Origin of the sequence: Pseudomonas sp. MYb327 (assembly GCF_040438925.1) — a bacterium.
Taxonomy (GTDB): Bacteria; Pseudomonadota; Gammaproteobacteria; order Pseudomonadales; family Pseudomonadaceae; genus Aquipseudomonas.
This window is the reverse complement of sequence record NZ_CP159258.1, coordinates 935,531-950,765: the sequence shown is the minus strand read 5'-3', so window position 1 is coordinate 950,765 and position 15,235 is coordinate 935,531. Positions and strand designations below refer to the sequence as shown.

Below are 15,235 nucleotides of genomic sequence, written 5' to 3'. Positions count from 1 at the left end.
CCATAAGCGCCAACCGGGCCGGGCCGCGACAGCGTGTCGCAGTTCTCACTCTGCACCTTTACGGCGCATTAGTTCTATTTCTCATTTGACAATCATTATCATTCAACCTAATTTGTCGCTCGATGTGTAGGGCAGCCTCGATCTCTTGCCGCCCCACTAACCTTTTGGCAGCAGGGTGATTCCATGACGGAACAAGTTTCCACAAGCAGGTGCGATTCGCCGCTACTTCAGGCATTCGTCGACAATCGACTGATACTGGTCAAGATTGCAGCCCGCATCACCGGCTGCCGCTCGCGTGCTGAAGACGTGGTGCAGGACGCATTCTTCCGACTGCAATCGGCGCCGCAGATCACGTCTTCGATCAAGGCTCAGCTCAGCTATCTGTTCCAGATCGTGCGCAACCTGGCGATCGATCACTACCGCAAACAGGCACTGGAGCAGAAATATTCCGGGCCTGAAGAGGAAGGTCTGAACGTGGTGATCCAGGGTGCCTCGCCGGAAACGTCACACATCAATTTTTCCACCCTGGAAAACATCGCCGACGCGCTGACGGAGTTGCCGAGCCGCACCCGCTACGCCTTCGAGATGTACCGCCTGCACGGCGTGCCGCAAAAGGACATCGCCAAGGAACTCGGCGTCTCGCCGACCCTGGTGAATTTCATGATTCGTGATGCGCTGGTGCACTGCCGCAAGGTGTCGGGCAGTCGCGCGGACACTTTTGCCAATCGCTAAGATCTGAAATCGCATCGCCTCAATCGCTGGCAGGCTAGCTCCCACAGGTTGTTCGCTAACCCCGTAGGAGCGGGTTGCCCGCGATGGCAGACTCAAGAACGATAAAAATCTTCAGCCCTGAGATCAAACCACCCCACACCGATCAAAAAACCGCTCACGCCCCAGCACCATCAACGCGGCGCGCTTGTGCGGGAAATCGAATTCCTTCTCGCAATGGAATCGCTGACTCTGCATGTACCCGATCATCTTGCCGTTGTCGGCGCGGGGTTCGGCGACCACTCGCTGGGTGCGCGGGTCATCAAGAAACAGGTAATGCACCAGCGCCGATAACCAACTCGCCACCTTGTGCGGGCCACGGTGATTTTCTTCGCCCACCAGCATATGAATGCCACGATCGTAATCACCCGCCTCATAGAAAGGTGCGATGCGGTCTTCCTTGGCCCAGTAGGCTTCGAAATAGGCAAACGGCTGGTCGTCGAAACAACCAATCAGCGTCAGGGTGTGCGGGTCGGCTTCGAGCTTGATCAGGTACTCGCGATGCTGTTCGAGACTGCCCTTTTCCTGCCAGAAACTGGCAACCCGCGGGCTGTTTTGCCAGCGATTGAAACGTGCCAGGTCAAGCTCGACATCTACAGTGCGCAGGGAAATCCAGGCGCCCAGCTGCGCATCGAAACGCCGATACACCTCGCCCTGTGGCTTGATCGGTCGCAACGGATGACGCTTGCCGCCGCTGATGATCATTTGCTGTGGATAACTGCCAGCTAGCGCCTGACCCAGCCACGGCTGCGGCAATTGCCAGAACAGGCTGCGCTCGCAACGGTATTCGCCAACGGTTGGCGTGGGGATCAGCAACCCGCTGAGCAAGGATTCACTCGGCGCTTCGTCGAGTATCCAGCTCAGGCGCTGGCAAGACGGATTACGGACGAATAGCCAATAACAAGCAGCCCAGACTGCTTTGCTGTCAGGGCAACCGAAGCGATCCGACAGTTGCACCTGCAACTCGGGCTCGTGGGTTAGCCGCAGCTGGATCAGCGGCTTGCCCTCCAGGTTGAGGCTCAGCCAGCCCTCGGTTTCATCAGCGGTAAGACTGTTGCCTGTCGGCAACGCCAGGGCAGTCAGGTCATTCGGATTGGGCATGGGTCGGGCTCACGATAATCGTCGACAGTTCAACGATGTGACGTGAGTCGAAGCGGAAAATTTAAGCGGTGTTGGTCAATTCGCGACCTGTGGCGCCAGTTCATTGTGCGGAATCGGCACTATCGCAATCTTGTACGGATCGAAAATCTTCAGCATCTGGCCGTTGTCCCGCAGTCCTTGCAGCAACTTGCCGAACGACTCGCCGCTGATCGGCGCGGCCGGGCGCAGGATCGCGAAGTGGTGATAAACCTGATCGATGCGCTCGGACACCAGCAACTCGCTGGCGACTTTTTCGTTACGCAAAAAGTAATCGCTCAGGTAAGAGCGAGTGACCAGCGCGATGTCGGCGCGGCCGCGCAGGACCATCAGCAGGTTGCTGTCATGGGAGTAAGTCAGCGTGGCGTTGTAGTTTTGCGCGAGGTATTTGGGCTCGGCATTGAAGTTGGCGAATTCGTAGTGGTAACCACTAAACAGCGCGAGGCGCTTGCCCGCGAGTTCGGAGAAGTAGTTCTGGTTTCGTTCGGGCAGACGTTGTGCGACAAAAATCTCGGCATCTTCGAGCCCCATGTCGACATCGGTGTGGGGAATGGCCTCCCAACCCCAGGCGGGATTCTCGAAGATCGCCATGTCGATCCGGCCCTGCTTGAAATCACCAAAGCGCCGGGGAATGGAGGTGGGCACCAACACGAACTGATAGTCCTTCTGCAGGGCGTTGAGCGCTTCCACCAGTTGCGGCAGCAAGCCCGTATCGGCACCGGTTTCCGGGCGCACGGTGTATGGCGGAAAATGCGCGGCACCGATGCGCACTTGTTGGGCCGCCGGTGAAGGCACTATCCACGACGCCGCAAGCATCGCCAGCAAAAGCCGTGAAGCCGTCCGAATTGGCGAAGACATCAAAACAACCCACTCCCCAAAAATACTGCATCAATGCAATCAAGCTAGGCGGTTTCGCCCAGTTAGCCAGTTTCCTGCCGGCCAACACAATCTAATTATTTTTCCTCCAGCACCAGGATCAGCGCCTCATCGGCCAATTGATCGAGGCTCATGCTGCCTCCGGCGCGAAACCAGGTGGTGGTCCAGGACAGCGCACCGGTGAGAAAACGCCGGGTGACGAACACATCACCACGGATGAAACCGGCGCTTTTAGCTTCGCCCAACACCTGCAGCCAGATGTCTTCATAGATGTCCCGCAGCGCCAAGACCTTGGCCTGACCGTCTTCGGACAGCGAACGCCATTCGTAGACCAGCACCGCCATGGCTTCGCCACTGCCGCCCATGATCGACTGCAATTCACAGCGGATCAGCGCCAGCACCCGCTCACGCACGTTGCTTGCATCGGCGATGGCCGCGCGCATCAACGCAGTGTTGTAGCGAATGGTCTCCTCCATCACCGCGCGCAGGATTTCGTCCTTGCTTTTGAAGTGATGGAAAATACTTCCCGACTGAATGCCCACGGCACCCGCCAGATCGCGCACGGTGGTGCGTTCGAAGCCTTTATTGCGGAACAGGTGAGCCGCCACTTGCAGCAGCTTGCCACGGGCGCTGTCCGGGTCGGTCAACTGGCCGTCGTCGACCAATTCGCGCATGACCCTCAGGGCTTTTTGCTCGTCCACCCGTTCTCTCCTACAGTCGATCAATCCAGTACGCCGATCACCGCTAAAACAGCGGGGTTTCGCGGGCAATTTAAGCTGGCATTGGCAACCAAGCAAGCGCTCGGGCAGAAGATATTTCAGCCGTTTACAAACCAAGCGCTTGCTTGGTAGTCTCGACGCACATCTGTCGGAGGTGGTTATGGAACTGACTGCGCCAAAAACAATTCGCATTGGATGCGCCAGCGCCTTCTGGGGCGATACTTCCACTGCTGCCGCGCAACTGGTGGATGGCGGACGCCTGGACTACCTGGTCTTCGATTACCTGGCTGAAATCACCCTGTCGATCATGGCTGGCGCACGGATGAAAGATCCCCAGGCCGGCTACGCCAGCGACTTCATTGAAGTCCTGAGTCCCCTGCTCAACCAACTTTCCGAACAAAAAATCCGTGTCATCAGCAATGCCGGCGGGGTCAATCCCCAAGCCTGCGCTGCTGCGCTGCAGGCGGCGTGTGACAAGGCTGGCGTTGCACTGAAAATCGCTGTGTTGCTGGGCGATGACCTGCAACCGCAGTTCAAACAATTGAGCGCTCGCGGTCTTCGCGAAATGTTCAGCGCCGCCCCTCTGCCGCCCATGTGCGTTTCAACCAACGCCTACCTCGGTGCACCGGGCATCGTCGAAGCCCTGCGTCTAGGCGCGGACATCGTTATCACCGGGCGCGTGGTCGACAGCGCCGTGGTCAGCGCCGCGCTGGTGCACGAGTTCGACTGGTCGTGGCACGACTACGACAAACTGGCCCAGGCTGCGCTGGCCGGGCACATCATCGAATGTGGAGCCCAATGCACCGGCGGCAACTTCACCGACTGGCGTGATGTGCCCGATTACGAACACATCGGTTTTCCCATCGTTGAAGTCAGTGCCGACAGCCAGTTTGTCGTCAGCAAACCCGAAGATTTCGGCGGCCTCGTGACACCGCTGACGGTGGGAGAACAGATGCTCTATGAAATCGGCGATCCACGGGCCTATCTGTTGCCCGACGTGGTCTGCGATTTCACCCTGGTCAAACTCGTGCAACAAGGCAAGAACGCGGTTCAGGTACACGGCGCAAGAGGTTTGCCGCCGACGGATCAGTACAAGGTCAGCGCGACCTACCCGGACGGTTTCCGTTGTACCGCCAGTTGCCTGATCGCCGGCATTGATGCGGTCGACAAGGCCCACCGAGTCAGCGAAGCAATCATCAACAAGACCTCGGAGATATTCACCCAACGCGGCTGGGCGCCCTATAGCGACGTCAGCATCGAACTGCTCGGCAGCGAAGCCACCTATGGCCCCCACGGCCAACGCCGGGACAGCCGCGAAGTGGTGATCAAACTCGCGGTGCGTCACCCGAGCAAACAGGCGCTGATCGTGTTCTCCCGGGAAATCGCCCAGGCCGCCACCGGCATGGCGCCGGGGCTGACCGGGATTGTCGGTGGCCGGCCGACGGTGTATCCGCTGATCCGCTTGTTCTCGTTCCTGATCGACAAAAGTGCCTGCACGCTGGAAATTGACCTCATGGGCCAGCGCCACCCGTGCGCCCTGCCCGCCGTCGATGTGCTCGACAGCGCCAACCTGCCGGTGCCGTTCGAGCCACCCAAACCCGCAGGCCTGGCCGACGCCAGCGTGGCACTGGTGAAACTGGCGGTGGCGCGCTCGGGCGACAAGGGCAACCACAGCAACATCGGCGTCATGGCCCGCGATCCCGAATACCTGCCGTGGATTGCCGAAGCCTTGACCCCCGAAGTGATCGTCGACTGGATGAGCCATGTCCTCGACCCGATCCACGGGCGTGTCGAGCGCTGGTATTTGCCCGCTACCCACAGCCTGAATTTCCTGCTGGAAAACGCCCTCGGCGGCGGCGGTGTCGCCAGCTTGCGCATCGATCCGCAAGGCAAGGCTTTCGCCCAGCAGTTGCTGGAGATTCAGATTCCGGTGCCGCAGCGCATCGCCGACCAGGTCAACTAGAGGACTGCCGCCATGGCCTACGATTCGATTTTCAAAGCCGATCTGTTTGCCGGCCAAAACATCATCGTCACCGGCGGCGGCAGCGGCATAGGCCGTTGCACCGCGCACGAACTGGCGGCCCTCGGCGCTCATGTGTTGCTGGTCGGGCGCAAGGCCGACAAGCTGAAAACTGTTGCTGCCGAGATCACCGAAGATGGCGGCCAGGCCGACTGGAGCACCTGCGATATCCGTGACGAAGAAGCGGTAACCCATCTGGTCAGTGAACTGATCCGCAAGCACGGTCCGATCCACGGCCTGGTCAATAACGCTGGCGGGCAGTACCCCTCGCCTCTGGCCTCGATCAATCAGAAGGGTTTCGAAACCGTGATGCGCACCAATCTGGTCGGCGGTTTCCTGATGGCCCGGGAAGTGTTCAACCAGTCCATGAGCAAACACGGCGGGGCCATCGTCAACATGCTGGCCGACATGTGGGGCGGCATGCCCGGCATGGGCCACTCCGGCGCGGCGCGTTCGGGCATGGATAACCTGACCAAGACCGCGGCCTTCGAGTGGGGACATGCCGGTGTGCGGGTCAACGCCGTGGCGCCGGGTTGGGTCGCCTCCAGCGGCATGGACACCTACGAAGGTGCGTTCAAAGCGGTGATCCCGACCTTGCGCGAACACGTGCCGCTCAAGCGCATCGGCACCGAATCGGAAGTCAGTGCGGCGATTGTCTTTCTGTTGAGCCCGGCCGCCGCGTTTATCAGCGGCAGCACCCTGCGCATCGATGGTGCCGCCAGTCTCGGCGGGCGCGCCTGGCCCATTCACAAGGCGAAAAACAGCGAGTCGTACAACGGCTTTCACCGCGCGTACCTTCCTGACGTGCTCAAGGACGAGGAATAACCCATGCCGGTGATTCAGTCGCAACTCGATCCCCACAGCGAACAGTTCGCCCGCAATCGCGCGGCGATGTTGATGGGCATCGAGCACGTCCGAGCACTCGAACAGAACCTGCTGAACAAGGCCGCCGAAGCCAAACCGAAATTCGACAAACGCGGGCAATTGCTGCCCCGTGATCGCCTCAACCTGCTGTTGGACCCGGGCGCTCCGTTCCTCGAACTGGCTAGCCTGGCCGGCTACAAATTGCATGACGACAAGGACGGCAGCTCGGCCGGTGGCGGCCTGATCGCCGGGATCGGTTATGTGTCCGGCGTGCGTTTGCTGGTGGTGGCGAACAACAGCGCGATCAAGGGCGGGACCATTTCCCCCAGTGGCTTGAAAAAATCCCTGCGTCTGCAACAGATCGCCATGGAAAACAAACTGCCGGTGATCACCCTTGCCGAAAGCGGTGGTGCCAATCTCAATTACGCGGCGGAGATTTTCGTCGAAGGCGCGCGCAGCTTTGCCAATCAGGCACGGATGTCAGCCATGGGATTGCCGCAGATCACTGTGGTCCATGGGTCTGCAACGGCGGGCGGCGCTTATCAGCCGGGATTGTCGGATTACGTGGTGGTGGTACGCGGCAAGGCCAAGCTGTTCCTCGCCGGCCCGCCTCTGCTGAAAGCGGCTACCGGTGAAATCGCCACCGACGAAGAACTGGGCGGCGCCGAGATGCACGCGCAAACCGCCGGTACTGCCGAGTACCTGGCCGAGAACGACGCTGACGGAGTGCGCCAGGCGCGCGAGATCGTCAGCATGCTGCCGTGGAACGACCAGTTGCAGTGGCTGCCCGAACGTCAATATGAAGAGCCGCTCTACCCCATCGATGAGTTGCTGGGGCTGATCCCGGACGATCCGAAAAAACCTTATGACGTGCGCGAAATCATTGCTCGCATAGCCGACGGCTCGAACTTCCTCGAATTCAAAGGTGAGTTCGATCAGCAGACCGTCTGTGGCCAACTGAAAATCCAGGGGCGCGCTTGTGGCTTCATTGGCAACAATGGCCCGATCACCCCTAAAGGTGCGAGCAAGGCGGCGCAGTTCATACAGCTCTGCGACCAAAGCCAGACGCCGCTGCTGTTTTTCCACAACACCACCGGATTCATGGTCGGCACTGAGTCGGAGCAGCAAGGCGTTATCAAGCACGGCGCCAAGATGATTCAGGCCGTGGCCAACGCCCGTGTGCCAAAACTGACCATCGTCGTCGGCGGCTCCTATGGCGCCGGCAACTACGCGATGTGCGGCCGCGGCCTCGACCCGCGTTTCATCTTCGCCTGGCCCAACAGCCGCACCGCCGTCATGGGCGGCGCGCAGGCGGGCAAAGTGCTGCGCATTGTCACCGAAGCAAAGCACGCCAAGGACGGCCTGGTGCCCGATCCGAAAATGCTCGACATGCTGGAGCAGGTCACCGCGCAGAAACTCGACAGCCAGTCCACGGCACTTTATGGCAGTGCCAATCTGTGGGACGACGGCTTGATCGATCCGCGCGATACCCGGACCTTGCTCGGTTATTTGCTGGATATCTGCTTTGAGGCCGAGGTGCGGCCACTGCAAGCCAACAGTTTTGGTGTAGCCCGTTTCTAAGGGCGATCAGAGGAGAACAATAAGAATGATCTTCACCCAGGAACACGAAGCACTGCGCCGCACCGTCCGCCAATTTGTCGATCACGAGATCAATCCTCATGTCGAGGAATGGGAAAAGGCCGGGCGTTTTCCCATTCACGAGATCTTCCGCAAGGCTGGCGAACTTGGCTTGCTGGGGATTTCCAAACCGGAAAAATTCGGCGGCATGGGATTGGACTACAGCTATTCGATCGTCGCCGCCGAAGAGTTCGGCACCATTCATTGTGGCGGCATTCCGATGTCTATCGGTGTGCAGACCGACATGTGCACCCCGGCCCTGGCGCGTTTCGGCTCCGATGAGTTGCGTGAAGAATTCCTGCGTCCGGCGATCACGGGTGAGCAAGTCGGCTGCATCGGCGTCTCCGAAGTCGGCGCCGGTTCCGACGTCGCTGGTTTGAAAACCACCGCGCGCAAGGACGGCGACGACTACGTGATCAACGGCAGCAAGATGTGGATCACCAACTCGCCGAGCGCCGACTTCATCTGCCTGCTGGCCAACACTTCGGACGACAAGCCGCACATCAACAAGTCGCTGATCATGGTGCCGATGAACACGCCGGGCATCAGCCTCAGCTCGCACCTGGACAAACTCGGCATGCGCAGCTCGGAAACTGCCCAGGTCTTTTTCGACAACGTGCGCGTTCCGCAGCGCAATCGCATCGGCCATGAAGGCGCGGGGTTCATGATGCAGATGCTGCAGTTTCAGGAGGAACGCCTATTCGGCGCGGCCAATATGATCAAAGGGCTGGAATACTGCGTCGACAGCACCATCGAATACTGCAAGGAACGCAAAACCTTTGGCGCCGCACTGATCGACAATCAGGTCATTCACTTCCGCCTGGCTGAATTGCAAACCGAAATCGAATGCCTGCGGGCGCTGGTCTACCAGGCGACCGAGCAATACGTCAAAGGCCAGGATGTTACCCGCCTCGCCTCCATGGCCAAACTCAAGGCCGGCCGGCTGGGCCGCGAAGTCAGTGACAGTTGCCTGCAATACTGGGGCGGCATGGGCTTCATGTGGGACAACCCGGTGGCCCGCGCCTACCGCGACGTGCGGCTGGTGTCGATCGGCGGCGGCGCCGATGAAATCATGCTGGGGATCATCTGCAAACTCATGGGCATCCTGCCGGGGAAAAAGAAATGAGCACCCTGCCCACTTGCCAGACCTTGTTGCTCGAACCACACAACGGCGTGCTGCACATCACTCTCAATCGCCCGGAAAGCCGCAACGCCATGAGCTTGCAGATGGTCGCCGAACTGCGTTCGGTGCTGGCGGCTGTGCGTGATGATCGAGCGATTCGTGCCTTGGTGATCGGTGGTGCCGGTGGGCATTTCTGTGCCGGCGGCGACATCAAGGACATGGCCAACGCCCGCGCCCAAGGCCCGACTGCGTACCGCGATTTGAACCGCGCTTTCGGTGCCTTGCTGGAAGAAACCCAACACGCACCGCAAGTGGTGATCACCGTGCTACAAGGCGCGGTGCTCGGTGGTGGGTTTGGCTTGGCGTGCGTCAGCGATATCGCCATGGCCGATCATCAAGCGCAATTCGGCATGCCGGAAACCAGTCTCGGCCTGCTGCCGGCGCAAATCGCGCCGTTCGTGGTGCAACGCATCGGTTTGACCCAGGCCCGGCGACTGGCCCTGACCGCCGCCCGGTTCGACGGCACACAGGCGCGGCGGATGGGGTTGGTGCATTTCGTCGAACACGATGCGCAAGCATTGGCCGAACGTCTGGATGAAGTGTTGGCTCATGTGCTGTGTTGCGCACCTGAGGCCAATGCGGCGACAAAAAAACTGTTGCTGGCGAGTGCTGCGCAACCAAGTGGCGATCTGCTGGATCAAGCTGCCGAGTGGTTTGGCCACGCGGTGACCGGGACCGAAGGTGTCGAAGGGACCATGGCATTTGTGCAAAAGCGTAAGCCGGGGTGGGCCTCTTGAAAGCATCGCTGGCAAGCCAGCTCTACAAGGTTTGTGAACGACACCGCCCACTGTAGGAGCTGGCTTGCCAGCGATGAGGCCATCACACTCACCGCAATAACCAGGGAATAGAACATGCCCGGATTCAGCAAGATCCTGATCGCCAACCGCGGTGAAATCGCCTGCCGCATCCAGCGCACCGCCCAGTTTCTGGGCTATCGCACGGTAGCGGTGTTCAGCGATGCCGACGCCGACGCCCTGCACGTGCAAATGGCCGACGAAGCCGTGAACATCGGCCCGGCCCCGGTGCAACAGTCTTACCTGAACATCCCGGCAATCATCGAAGCCGCCCGCCGCACCGGAGCGGACGCGATCCATCCCGGCTACGGCTTCCTCTCGGAAAACGCCGAGTTCGCCCTCGCCTGCCAACACGCAAGCATCACCTTCATCGGCCCCAGCCCCGAAGCCATCGAATTGATGGGCAGTAAACGCCTGTCGAAAATTGCCATGCTCGACGCTGGTGTACCGTGCATCAAAGGCTACCAAGGCGCCGAACAGGATGACGTGACCCTGAGCCGTGAAGCCGAGCGCATCGGCTACCCGCTGATGATCAAGGCCAGTGCCGGTGGTGGCGGGCGCGGCATGCGGCTGGTGCACAGCGCCAGTGATTTGCTGGAACAGATTTGCACCGCTCGTTCCGAAGCCCTGCACGGTTTCGGCAACGGTGAGCTGATCCTCGAACAGGCGTTGATCGAACCCCGGCATGTCGAGGTTCAATTGTTCGGGGACCACCATGGCAACCTGATCTACCTCGGCGAGCGCGATTGTTCGATCCAGCGCCGCCACCAGAAAGTCATCGAGGAAGCGCCATGCCCGGTGATGACCACCGAATTGCGCCAAGCCATGGGCGAGGCGGCGCTCAAGGCCGGGCGTGCGGTGAATTACGTCGGCGCGGGGACCGTGGAATTTCTGCTGGATGCGCGCGGGCAGTTTTACTTTCTGGAAATGAACACGCGCCTGCAAGTCGAACACCCGGTGACCGAACTCATCACCGGGCAGGATCTGGTGGCCTGGCAATTGAACATTGCCGAAGGACAACCTCTGCCGTTGCGTCAGGATCAGGTGCAATTCAACGGCCATGCCATCGAAGTACGGTTGTATGCCGAAGACCCGACCCAGGGCTTTCTGCCACAAACCGGACGCATCGCTGCCTGGGAACCGGCCATCCAGAACAGCGTACGGATTGACCATGGCCTGAGCGAAGGCTGGCAGGTCAGCCCTTTCTATGACCCGATGCTGGGCAAGATCATTGCCCATGGCGCCACCCGCGAAGAAGCCCGGCGCAAGTTGCTGCGTGCGGTGCAAGACAGCGTACTGCTGGGGGTCCAGAGCAATCAACGCCTGCTCGTCGGCCTGCTGCAACATCCACAGTTCATCAGTGGCGAATTCAGCACCGGCTTCATCCCGCAGTATTTCGCCGACCATCCTTGCCTGCACCCGCATATGCCCAGCGCCGAGGAACTGGCGACTGCCGCCGCACTGTTCTATCAGCTCTCGGCACAGGATCACCCAGGTCCGCTCGGCGGTTGGCGCAACAACGCCAGTGTGCCGCTGCACTATCGCCTTGGCCTGGAAGATCAGGAGTGGCCGGTGGAATTGAACGTTGTGCCGAGCGAGGCGTACCGGATTCAAGTCGCCGACCGAAGCCTTGACCTGAAGATCATCGAATGCGACGGGCGCTCGGCCACAATCGAAATCGACGGCATTCGGCAGCGCCATGCCTACCGCCTGGAGGCTGGGCAACTCTGGCTGTTCACACAGCCGGGTAGCCTGCGACTGACGGATCGTACACAGGCTTTGGTAAGCAGCCAGGCCAGCGTCAGTTCCGGCACGCTCAAGGCGCCGATGGACGGGGCGATTGTCGATGTGTTGGTCAGCGTCGGCAGTCAAGTCAGCAAAGGCCAACTGCTGGTGGTGCTGGAGGCGATGAAAATGGAACATCCGCTCAAGTCGGGCATCGACGGCGTGCTCAAGCGTTTGCAGGTGCAAGTCGGCGATCAGGTGAAAAACCGTCAAATTTTGCTGGAGGTTGAATGAGCCGCTAGGCGTAACCGTCGGGTTTGACTACGCTCAACCCCTATCAGCACGCGGATACCAGGAACCCGGCGATGCCTCACTGGCTGGTCATAGATCTGGAAGCCACCACCGATGAGGGTGGCTGGCCAGTAACTGAAATGGAAATCATCGAAATCGGCGCCACCCTGGTGGATCGAAAAGGGCGTGAAGCGGATCATTTCCAACGCTTCGTCCGACCGCTGCGTCGGCCCTTGCTGACGCCGTTTTGCCGGGAATTGACGCACATCACCCAGGCCAATATCGATGCTGCACAGCCATTGGTCGAGGTATGGGCGTCGTTCGAACGTTGGCTGGGCCAACATCACACACGCCTTGAAGGCTGGGTCAGTTGGGGCGATTACGATCGCAAACAATTGCTTCAGGAATGGCAACGCCTGCAACTCGACAGCGTGTTGAGCCATGTGCCGCACATGAATCTCAAGCAGCGCTTTGCCAAGGCCCGTCGGCTGGAGCGCCCGCTGGGGCTCAACGGCGCCCTGCAACTGGCCGGCTTGCAGTTCACCGGCCAGCAACATCGAGCGCTCGAAGATGCGCGCAATACCGCACGGCTGCTGCCTTTGGTTCTTCCGCTTTAGACAGGTGACGACGCGGGAGGCCTTGTGCATACTGGCCGGCCCTTTTTAGCCCTTTTCGAGGAATCGCCCATGTTTAAAGTCAACGAGTACTTCGACGGCACCGTCAAGTCGATCGCCTTTGGCACCGCTGAAGGTCCTGCGACCATCGGCGTCATGGCTCCGGGCGAATACGAATTCGGCACCAGCCAGCGTGAAATCATGCACGTGGTGTCCGGCGCCCTGACCGTCAAGCTGCCGGACGGCAATGACTGGGAAACCTTCGCCGCGGGCAGCCAGTTCAATGTGCCAGCCAACAGCAAGTTCCAGCTGAAAGTGGCCGTCGAAACCGCTTACCTGTGCGAATACCGCGGCTAAAACCCCGGGTTTCACAGCGAAAAAAAGGTTCTTCACGGATTACCGGGAAAGACGCTCTTGATCTTCATGAAAAAGAACTCGCTATCCCGGTAACCGTACGCCATCCGTTTAATGACTTTTATTCGATTGTTTATTCCTTCCAACTGACCGGTGTGCATCGGCCAGCGCACTCGGCTCACGATGCCCCGCCAGTAGCCCTTTAGCCGTTTGGCAAACTGGATCAGAGTTGGTATTTCGCTTTCATGAGCATGGCGCAGCCATTGCTTCCAGGCCGATCTCCAGGCCCAAGCAGCACTCGGCGTCCAGAGCGTTTTGAGCTCAGCTTTCATCAAATAAACCGTCATCAGCGATTGGTTGGCCGCCAACAAATCCTGCAAGTGAACCTGTTGTTCCGGCCTTTTCAGGTTCTCTGGATTGCGCAGCAACAGCCACCGCGCTTGCTTGATGACCTTGCGAGCCGGCTTGTCGTGGCGCAGTCGGTTAGCCTCGTCGACGCGGACCCGATCAATCACCTCTCGGCCATATTTGGCCACCACATGAAAGAGGTCGTAGACCACTCGCGCTTTCGGGCAGTGCTGACGAACCTCCAGGTCAAAAGCGGTGTTCATGTCCATCGCCACCGCTTCGATTCGAGCACACCCCTCTGGCCCCAGCTCCTCGAAAAAGGGCCGAACCGCCGCCCGGCTGCGGCCTTCACCGATCCATAGCACTCGTCGCGTATCGGCATCCAACACCACGCTGGCGTAGCGATGCCCTTTGAACAGCGCGAATTCATCCATCACCAGGCGTCGTGGTTGCGCCTTTGGCAGCGTGCTCAACGCCGCCTGTAAGGCTCGACGCTCCAGCAACCGAACGGTGTCCCAATGCAGCCCAAACATCTGGGCCACGTGCAGGGTGGGAAGGCGCTCGCAGGTCTGGATGACCGCATCGGCTAAGCGGCGCGTCATGCGGGCATAGCGATCCAGCCAACTGACGGCCTCCATGCGCTTGCCACAGTCGCGGCAGCCAACCCGCCTGAGCAAAACGCTGAGGCGTACCGCGCGACCGAGAATGGGAAGATCACGAACAGTTCGCTCGCAATACTCATGAGTGGTTGAACACGGTTTTTGGCAGCCGCCGCAGGAAGGGAATCGGGTGGCATGGGGAATCAGATCGATCTGTAGGGCGTCACCATCGGGCTTGATGGTGACGACAGAAAAGCCCTCCCAAAAAGGAAGGAAAGTATTAATATCACGCATAAGAACGCCGGTTTTTTAGATGTGTTTGCTCGCACGAACATCATCAATCAAATCGGCGTTCTTGTTTCTGTCTTTCCCGGGATTCCGTGAAGAACCAAAAAAAATGCCCGTGTGCAAAAACACGGGCATTTTTTTATTCGGCGGTTTTACTCAAGGATGGTGACCGGCATGCCGACTTCCAGCCGGCCGTTACCGTCATTGACCAGGTTCTGCCCAAACATCGCACCGTCGGCTTCAGAACGGTATTTCTGCAAAGTGGCAAACGGTTCACGGTCTGCGCTGCGTTCGCCGGTCTGCGGGTCAATGGTGGTCAAGATGCAACGTGAGCACGGTTTGACCACACGGAACTCGACATCGCCGATGCGAATGCGCTTCCAGCCATCCTCGGCAAAGGCTTCGCTGCCGTCGATCACCAGGTTCGGCCGGAAGCGCAGCATTTCCAAGGGTCGCCCGACTTTTTCCGACAGATCTTCCAGGGAAGCCTGGCCGATCAGCAACAACGGAAAACCATCCGCAAACGCGACCTGATCATCGTCCTTGCCATAACCGGCCTGCGTGGTCCGTGCACGATCGAGTGGCACTTGCACCAGGCGCGTCGGTTTGCCAATGAACTCGCTGACCCAGGCCCCCGCCTCGTCACCAGCATCGGGCACGCGCAACGTATCGCGCCAAATGGTCACTCCACGCAGTTCAGCGTCCCTTGCGGGCAAAGCCACGTCGATCGGTGCGAGACCAGGGGCACTGAGGGTCAAGCCGCCCGTGGCATTCCACAACGCCGACAGCTGACTCATTTCTGCCACCGCACGCTGGGTCAGGAAACGCCCGCTGGTTTCGTCTACCAGCATCCAGCGTCGATCCCCGTCCAGCCCGAGCTTGTCGAGGCTGACCTGCTGAAGGTTCTCACCCTTGCCGGATTTCAACGGATAACGATAAAGCGCGCTCAGACGCAGCATGGCCAGCTCCCGGGTGGACCCAAAACGCCACCCTATACGAGCTTGATTGCTGAATCAA

At 59.7% G+C, this 15,235-nt stretch carries 14 protein-coding genes; 9 read left to right on the top strand and 5 right to left on the bottom strand.

Annotation, left to right across the window (positions count from 1 at the left end; genetic code table 11):
* Positions 1-183: 183 nt before the first annotated feature.
* Positions 184-732: an RNA polymerase factor sigma-70 gene (locus ABVN21_RS04395; protein WP_339556193.1), complete on the top strand. Its 549-nt coding sequence runs from the start codon at positions 184-186 to the stop codon at positions 730-732.
* A 123-nt stretch (positions 733-855) separates the two neighbouring features.
* Here ABVN21_RS04395 and ABVN21_RS04390 read toward each other — a convergent pair whose 3' ends face one another.
* The 3 genes from ABVN21_RS04390 to ABVN21_RS04380 all read right to left on the bottom strand — a co-directional run bounded on the left by ABVN21_RS04390 (position 856) and on the right by ABVN21_RS04380 (position 3,482).
* On the bottom strand, positions 856-1,869 hold the full coding sequence (locus tag ABVN21_RS04390; protein ID WP_339556192.1) for a GNAT family N-acetyltransferase: 1,014 nt from the start codon (positions 1,867-1,869) through the stop codon (positions 856-858).
* A gap of 75 nt (positions 1,870-1,944) precedes the next feature.
* The gene (locus ABVN21_RS04385) at positions 1,945-2,763 is read right to left on the bottom strand and encodes an amino acid ABC transporter substrate-binding protein (RefSeq protein ID WP_339556191.1); all 819 of its coding nucleotides are present in this window, start codon (positions 2,761-2,763) and stop codon (positions 1,945-1,947) included.
* Between the two features lie 95 nt (positions 2,764-2,858).
* Entirely contained in the window at positions 2,859-3,482 is a 624-nt protein-coding gene (locus tag ABVN21_RS04380) for a TetR/AcrR family transcriptional regulator (RefSeq protein WP_339556190.1), read from the bottom strand.
* 178 nt (positions 3,483-3,660) lie between these two features.
* Here ABVN21_RS04380 and ABVN21_RS04375 point away from each other — a divergent pair, with 178 nt between their 5' ends.
* The 8 genes from ABVN21_RS04375 to ABVN21_RS04340 all read left to right on the top strand — a co-directional run bounded on the left by ABVN21_RS04375 (position 3,661) and on the right by ABVN21_RS04340 (position 12,986).
* The gene (locus ABVN21_RS04375) at positions 3,661-5,463 is read left to right on the top strand and encodes an acyclic terpene utilization AtuA family protein (protein ID WP_339556189.1); all 1,803 of its coding nucleotides are present in this window, start codon (positions 3,661-3,663) and stop codon (positions 5,461-5,463) included.
* A 12-nt stretch (positions 5,464-5,475) separates the two neighbouring features.
* Positions 5,476-6,345: an SDR family oxidoreductase gene (locus ABVN21_RS04370; protein WP_339556188.1), complete on the top strand. Its 870-nt coding sequence runs from the start codon at positions 5,476-5,478 to the stop codon at positions 6,343-6,345.
* Between the two features lie 3 nt (positions 6,346-6,348).
* Complete coding sequence (gene atuC, locus ABVN21_RS04365) at positions 6,349-7,965, top strand: geranyl-CoA carboxylase subunit beta (protein ID WP_339556187.1); 1,617 nt, start codon at positions 6,349-6,351, stop codon at positions 7,963-7,965.
* Between the two features lie 25 nt (positions 7,966-7,990).
* The gene (atuD, locus tag ABVN21_RS04360) at positions 7,991-9,148 is read left to right on the top strand and encodes a citronellyl-CoA dehydrogenase (protein WP_339556186.1); all 1,158 of its coding nucleotides are present in this window, start codon (positions 7,991-7,993) and stop codon (positions 9,146-9,148) included.
* The gene (locus tag ABVN21_RS04355) at positions 9,145-9,942 is read left to right on the top strand and encodes an enoyl-CoA hydratase-related protein (RefSeq protein ID WP_339556185.1); all 798 of its coding nucleotides are present in this window, start codon (positions 9,145-9,147) and stop codon (positions 9,940-9,942) included. Before atuD ends, ABVN21_RS04355 begins: the two co-directional genes overlap by 4 nt.
* Before the next feature lie 114 nt (positions 9,943-10,056).
* The gene (locus tag ABVN21_RS04350; protein ID WP_339556184.1) at positions 10,057-12,018 is read left to right on the top strand and encodes an acetyl/propionyl/methylcrotonyl-CoA carboxylase subunit alpha; all 1,962 of its coding nucleotides are present in this window, start codon (positions 10,057-10,059) and stop codon (positions 12,016-12,018) included.
* A gap of 71 nt (positions 12,019-12,089) precedes the next feature.
* Entirely contained in the window at positions 12,090-12,632 is a 543-nt protein-coding gene (locus ABVN21_RS04345) for an exonuclease domain-containing protein (RefSeq protein WP_339556183.1), read from the top strand.
* 69 nt (positions 12,633-12,701) lie between these two features.
* On the top strand, positions 12,702-12,986 hold the full coding sequence (locus ABVN21_RS04340) for a pyrimidine/purine nucleoside phosphorylase (RefSeq protein ID WP_339556182.1): 285 nt from the start codon (positions 12,702-12,704) through the stop codon (positions 12,984-12,986).
* A gap of 32 nt (positions 12,987-13,018) precedes the next feature.
* Here the strand turns inward: ABVN21_RS04340 and ABVN21_RS04335 are convergent, their stop codons facing one another.
* Both ABVN21_RS04335 and ABVN21_RS04330 read right to left on the bottom strand, forming a co-directional pair.
* Positions 13,019-14,224 carry an ISL3 family transposase gene (locus ABVN21_RS04335; protein WP_353637224.1) on the bottom strand — a complete coding sequence of 402 codons (1,206 nt, stop codon included), beginning with the start codon at positions 14,222-14,224 and terminating at the stop codon, positions 13,019-13,021.
* 146 nt (positions 14,225-14,370) lie between these two features.
* A complete protein-coding gene (locus ABVN21_RS04330) occupies positions 14,371-15,177 on the bottom strand; it encodes an MOSC domain-containing protein (protein WP_339555962.1) in 807 nt (268 codons plus the stop codon).
* Positions 15,178-15,235: the final 58 nt, after the last annotated feature.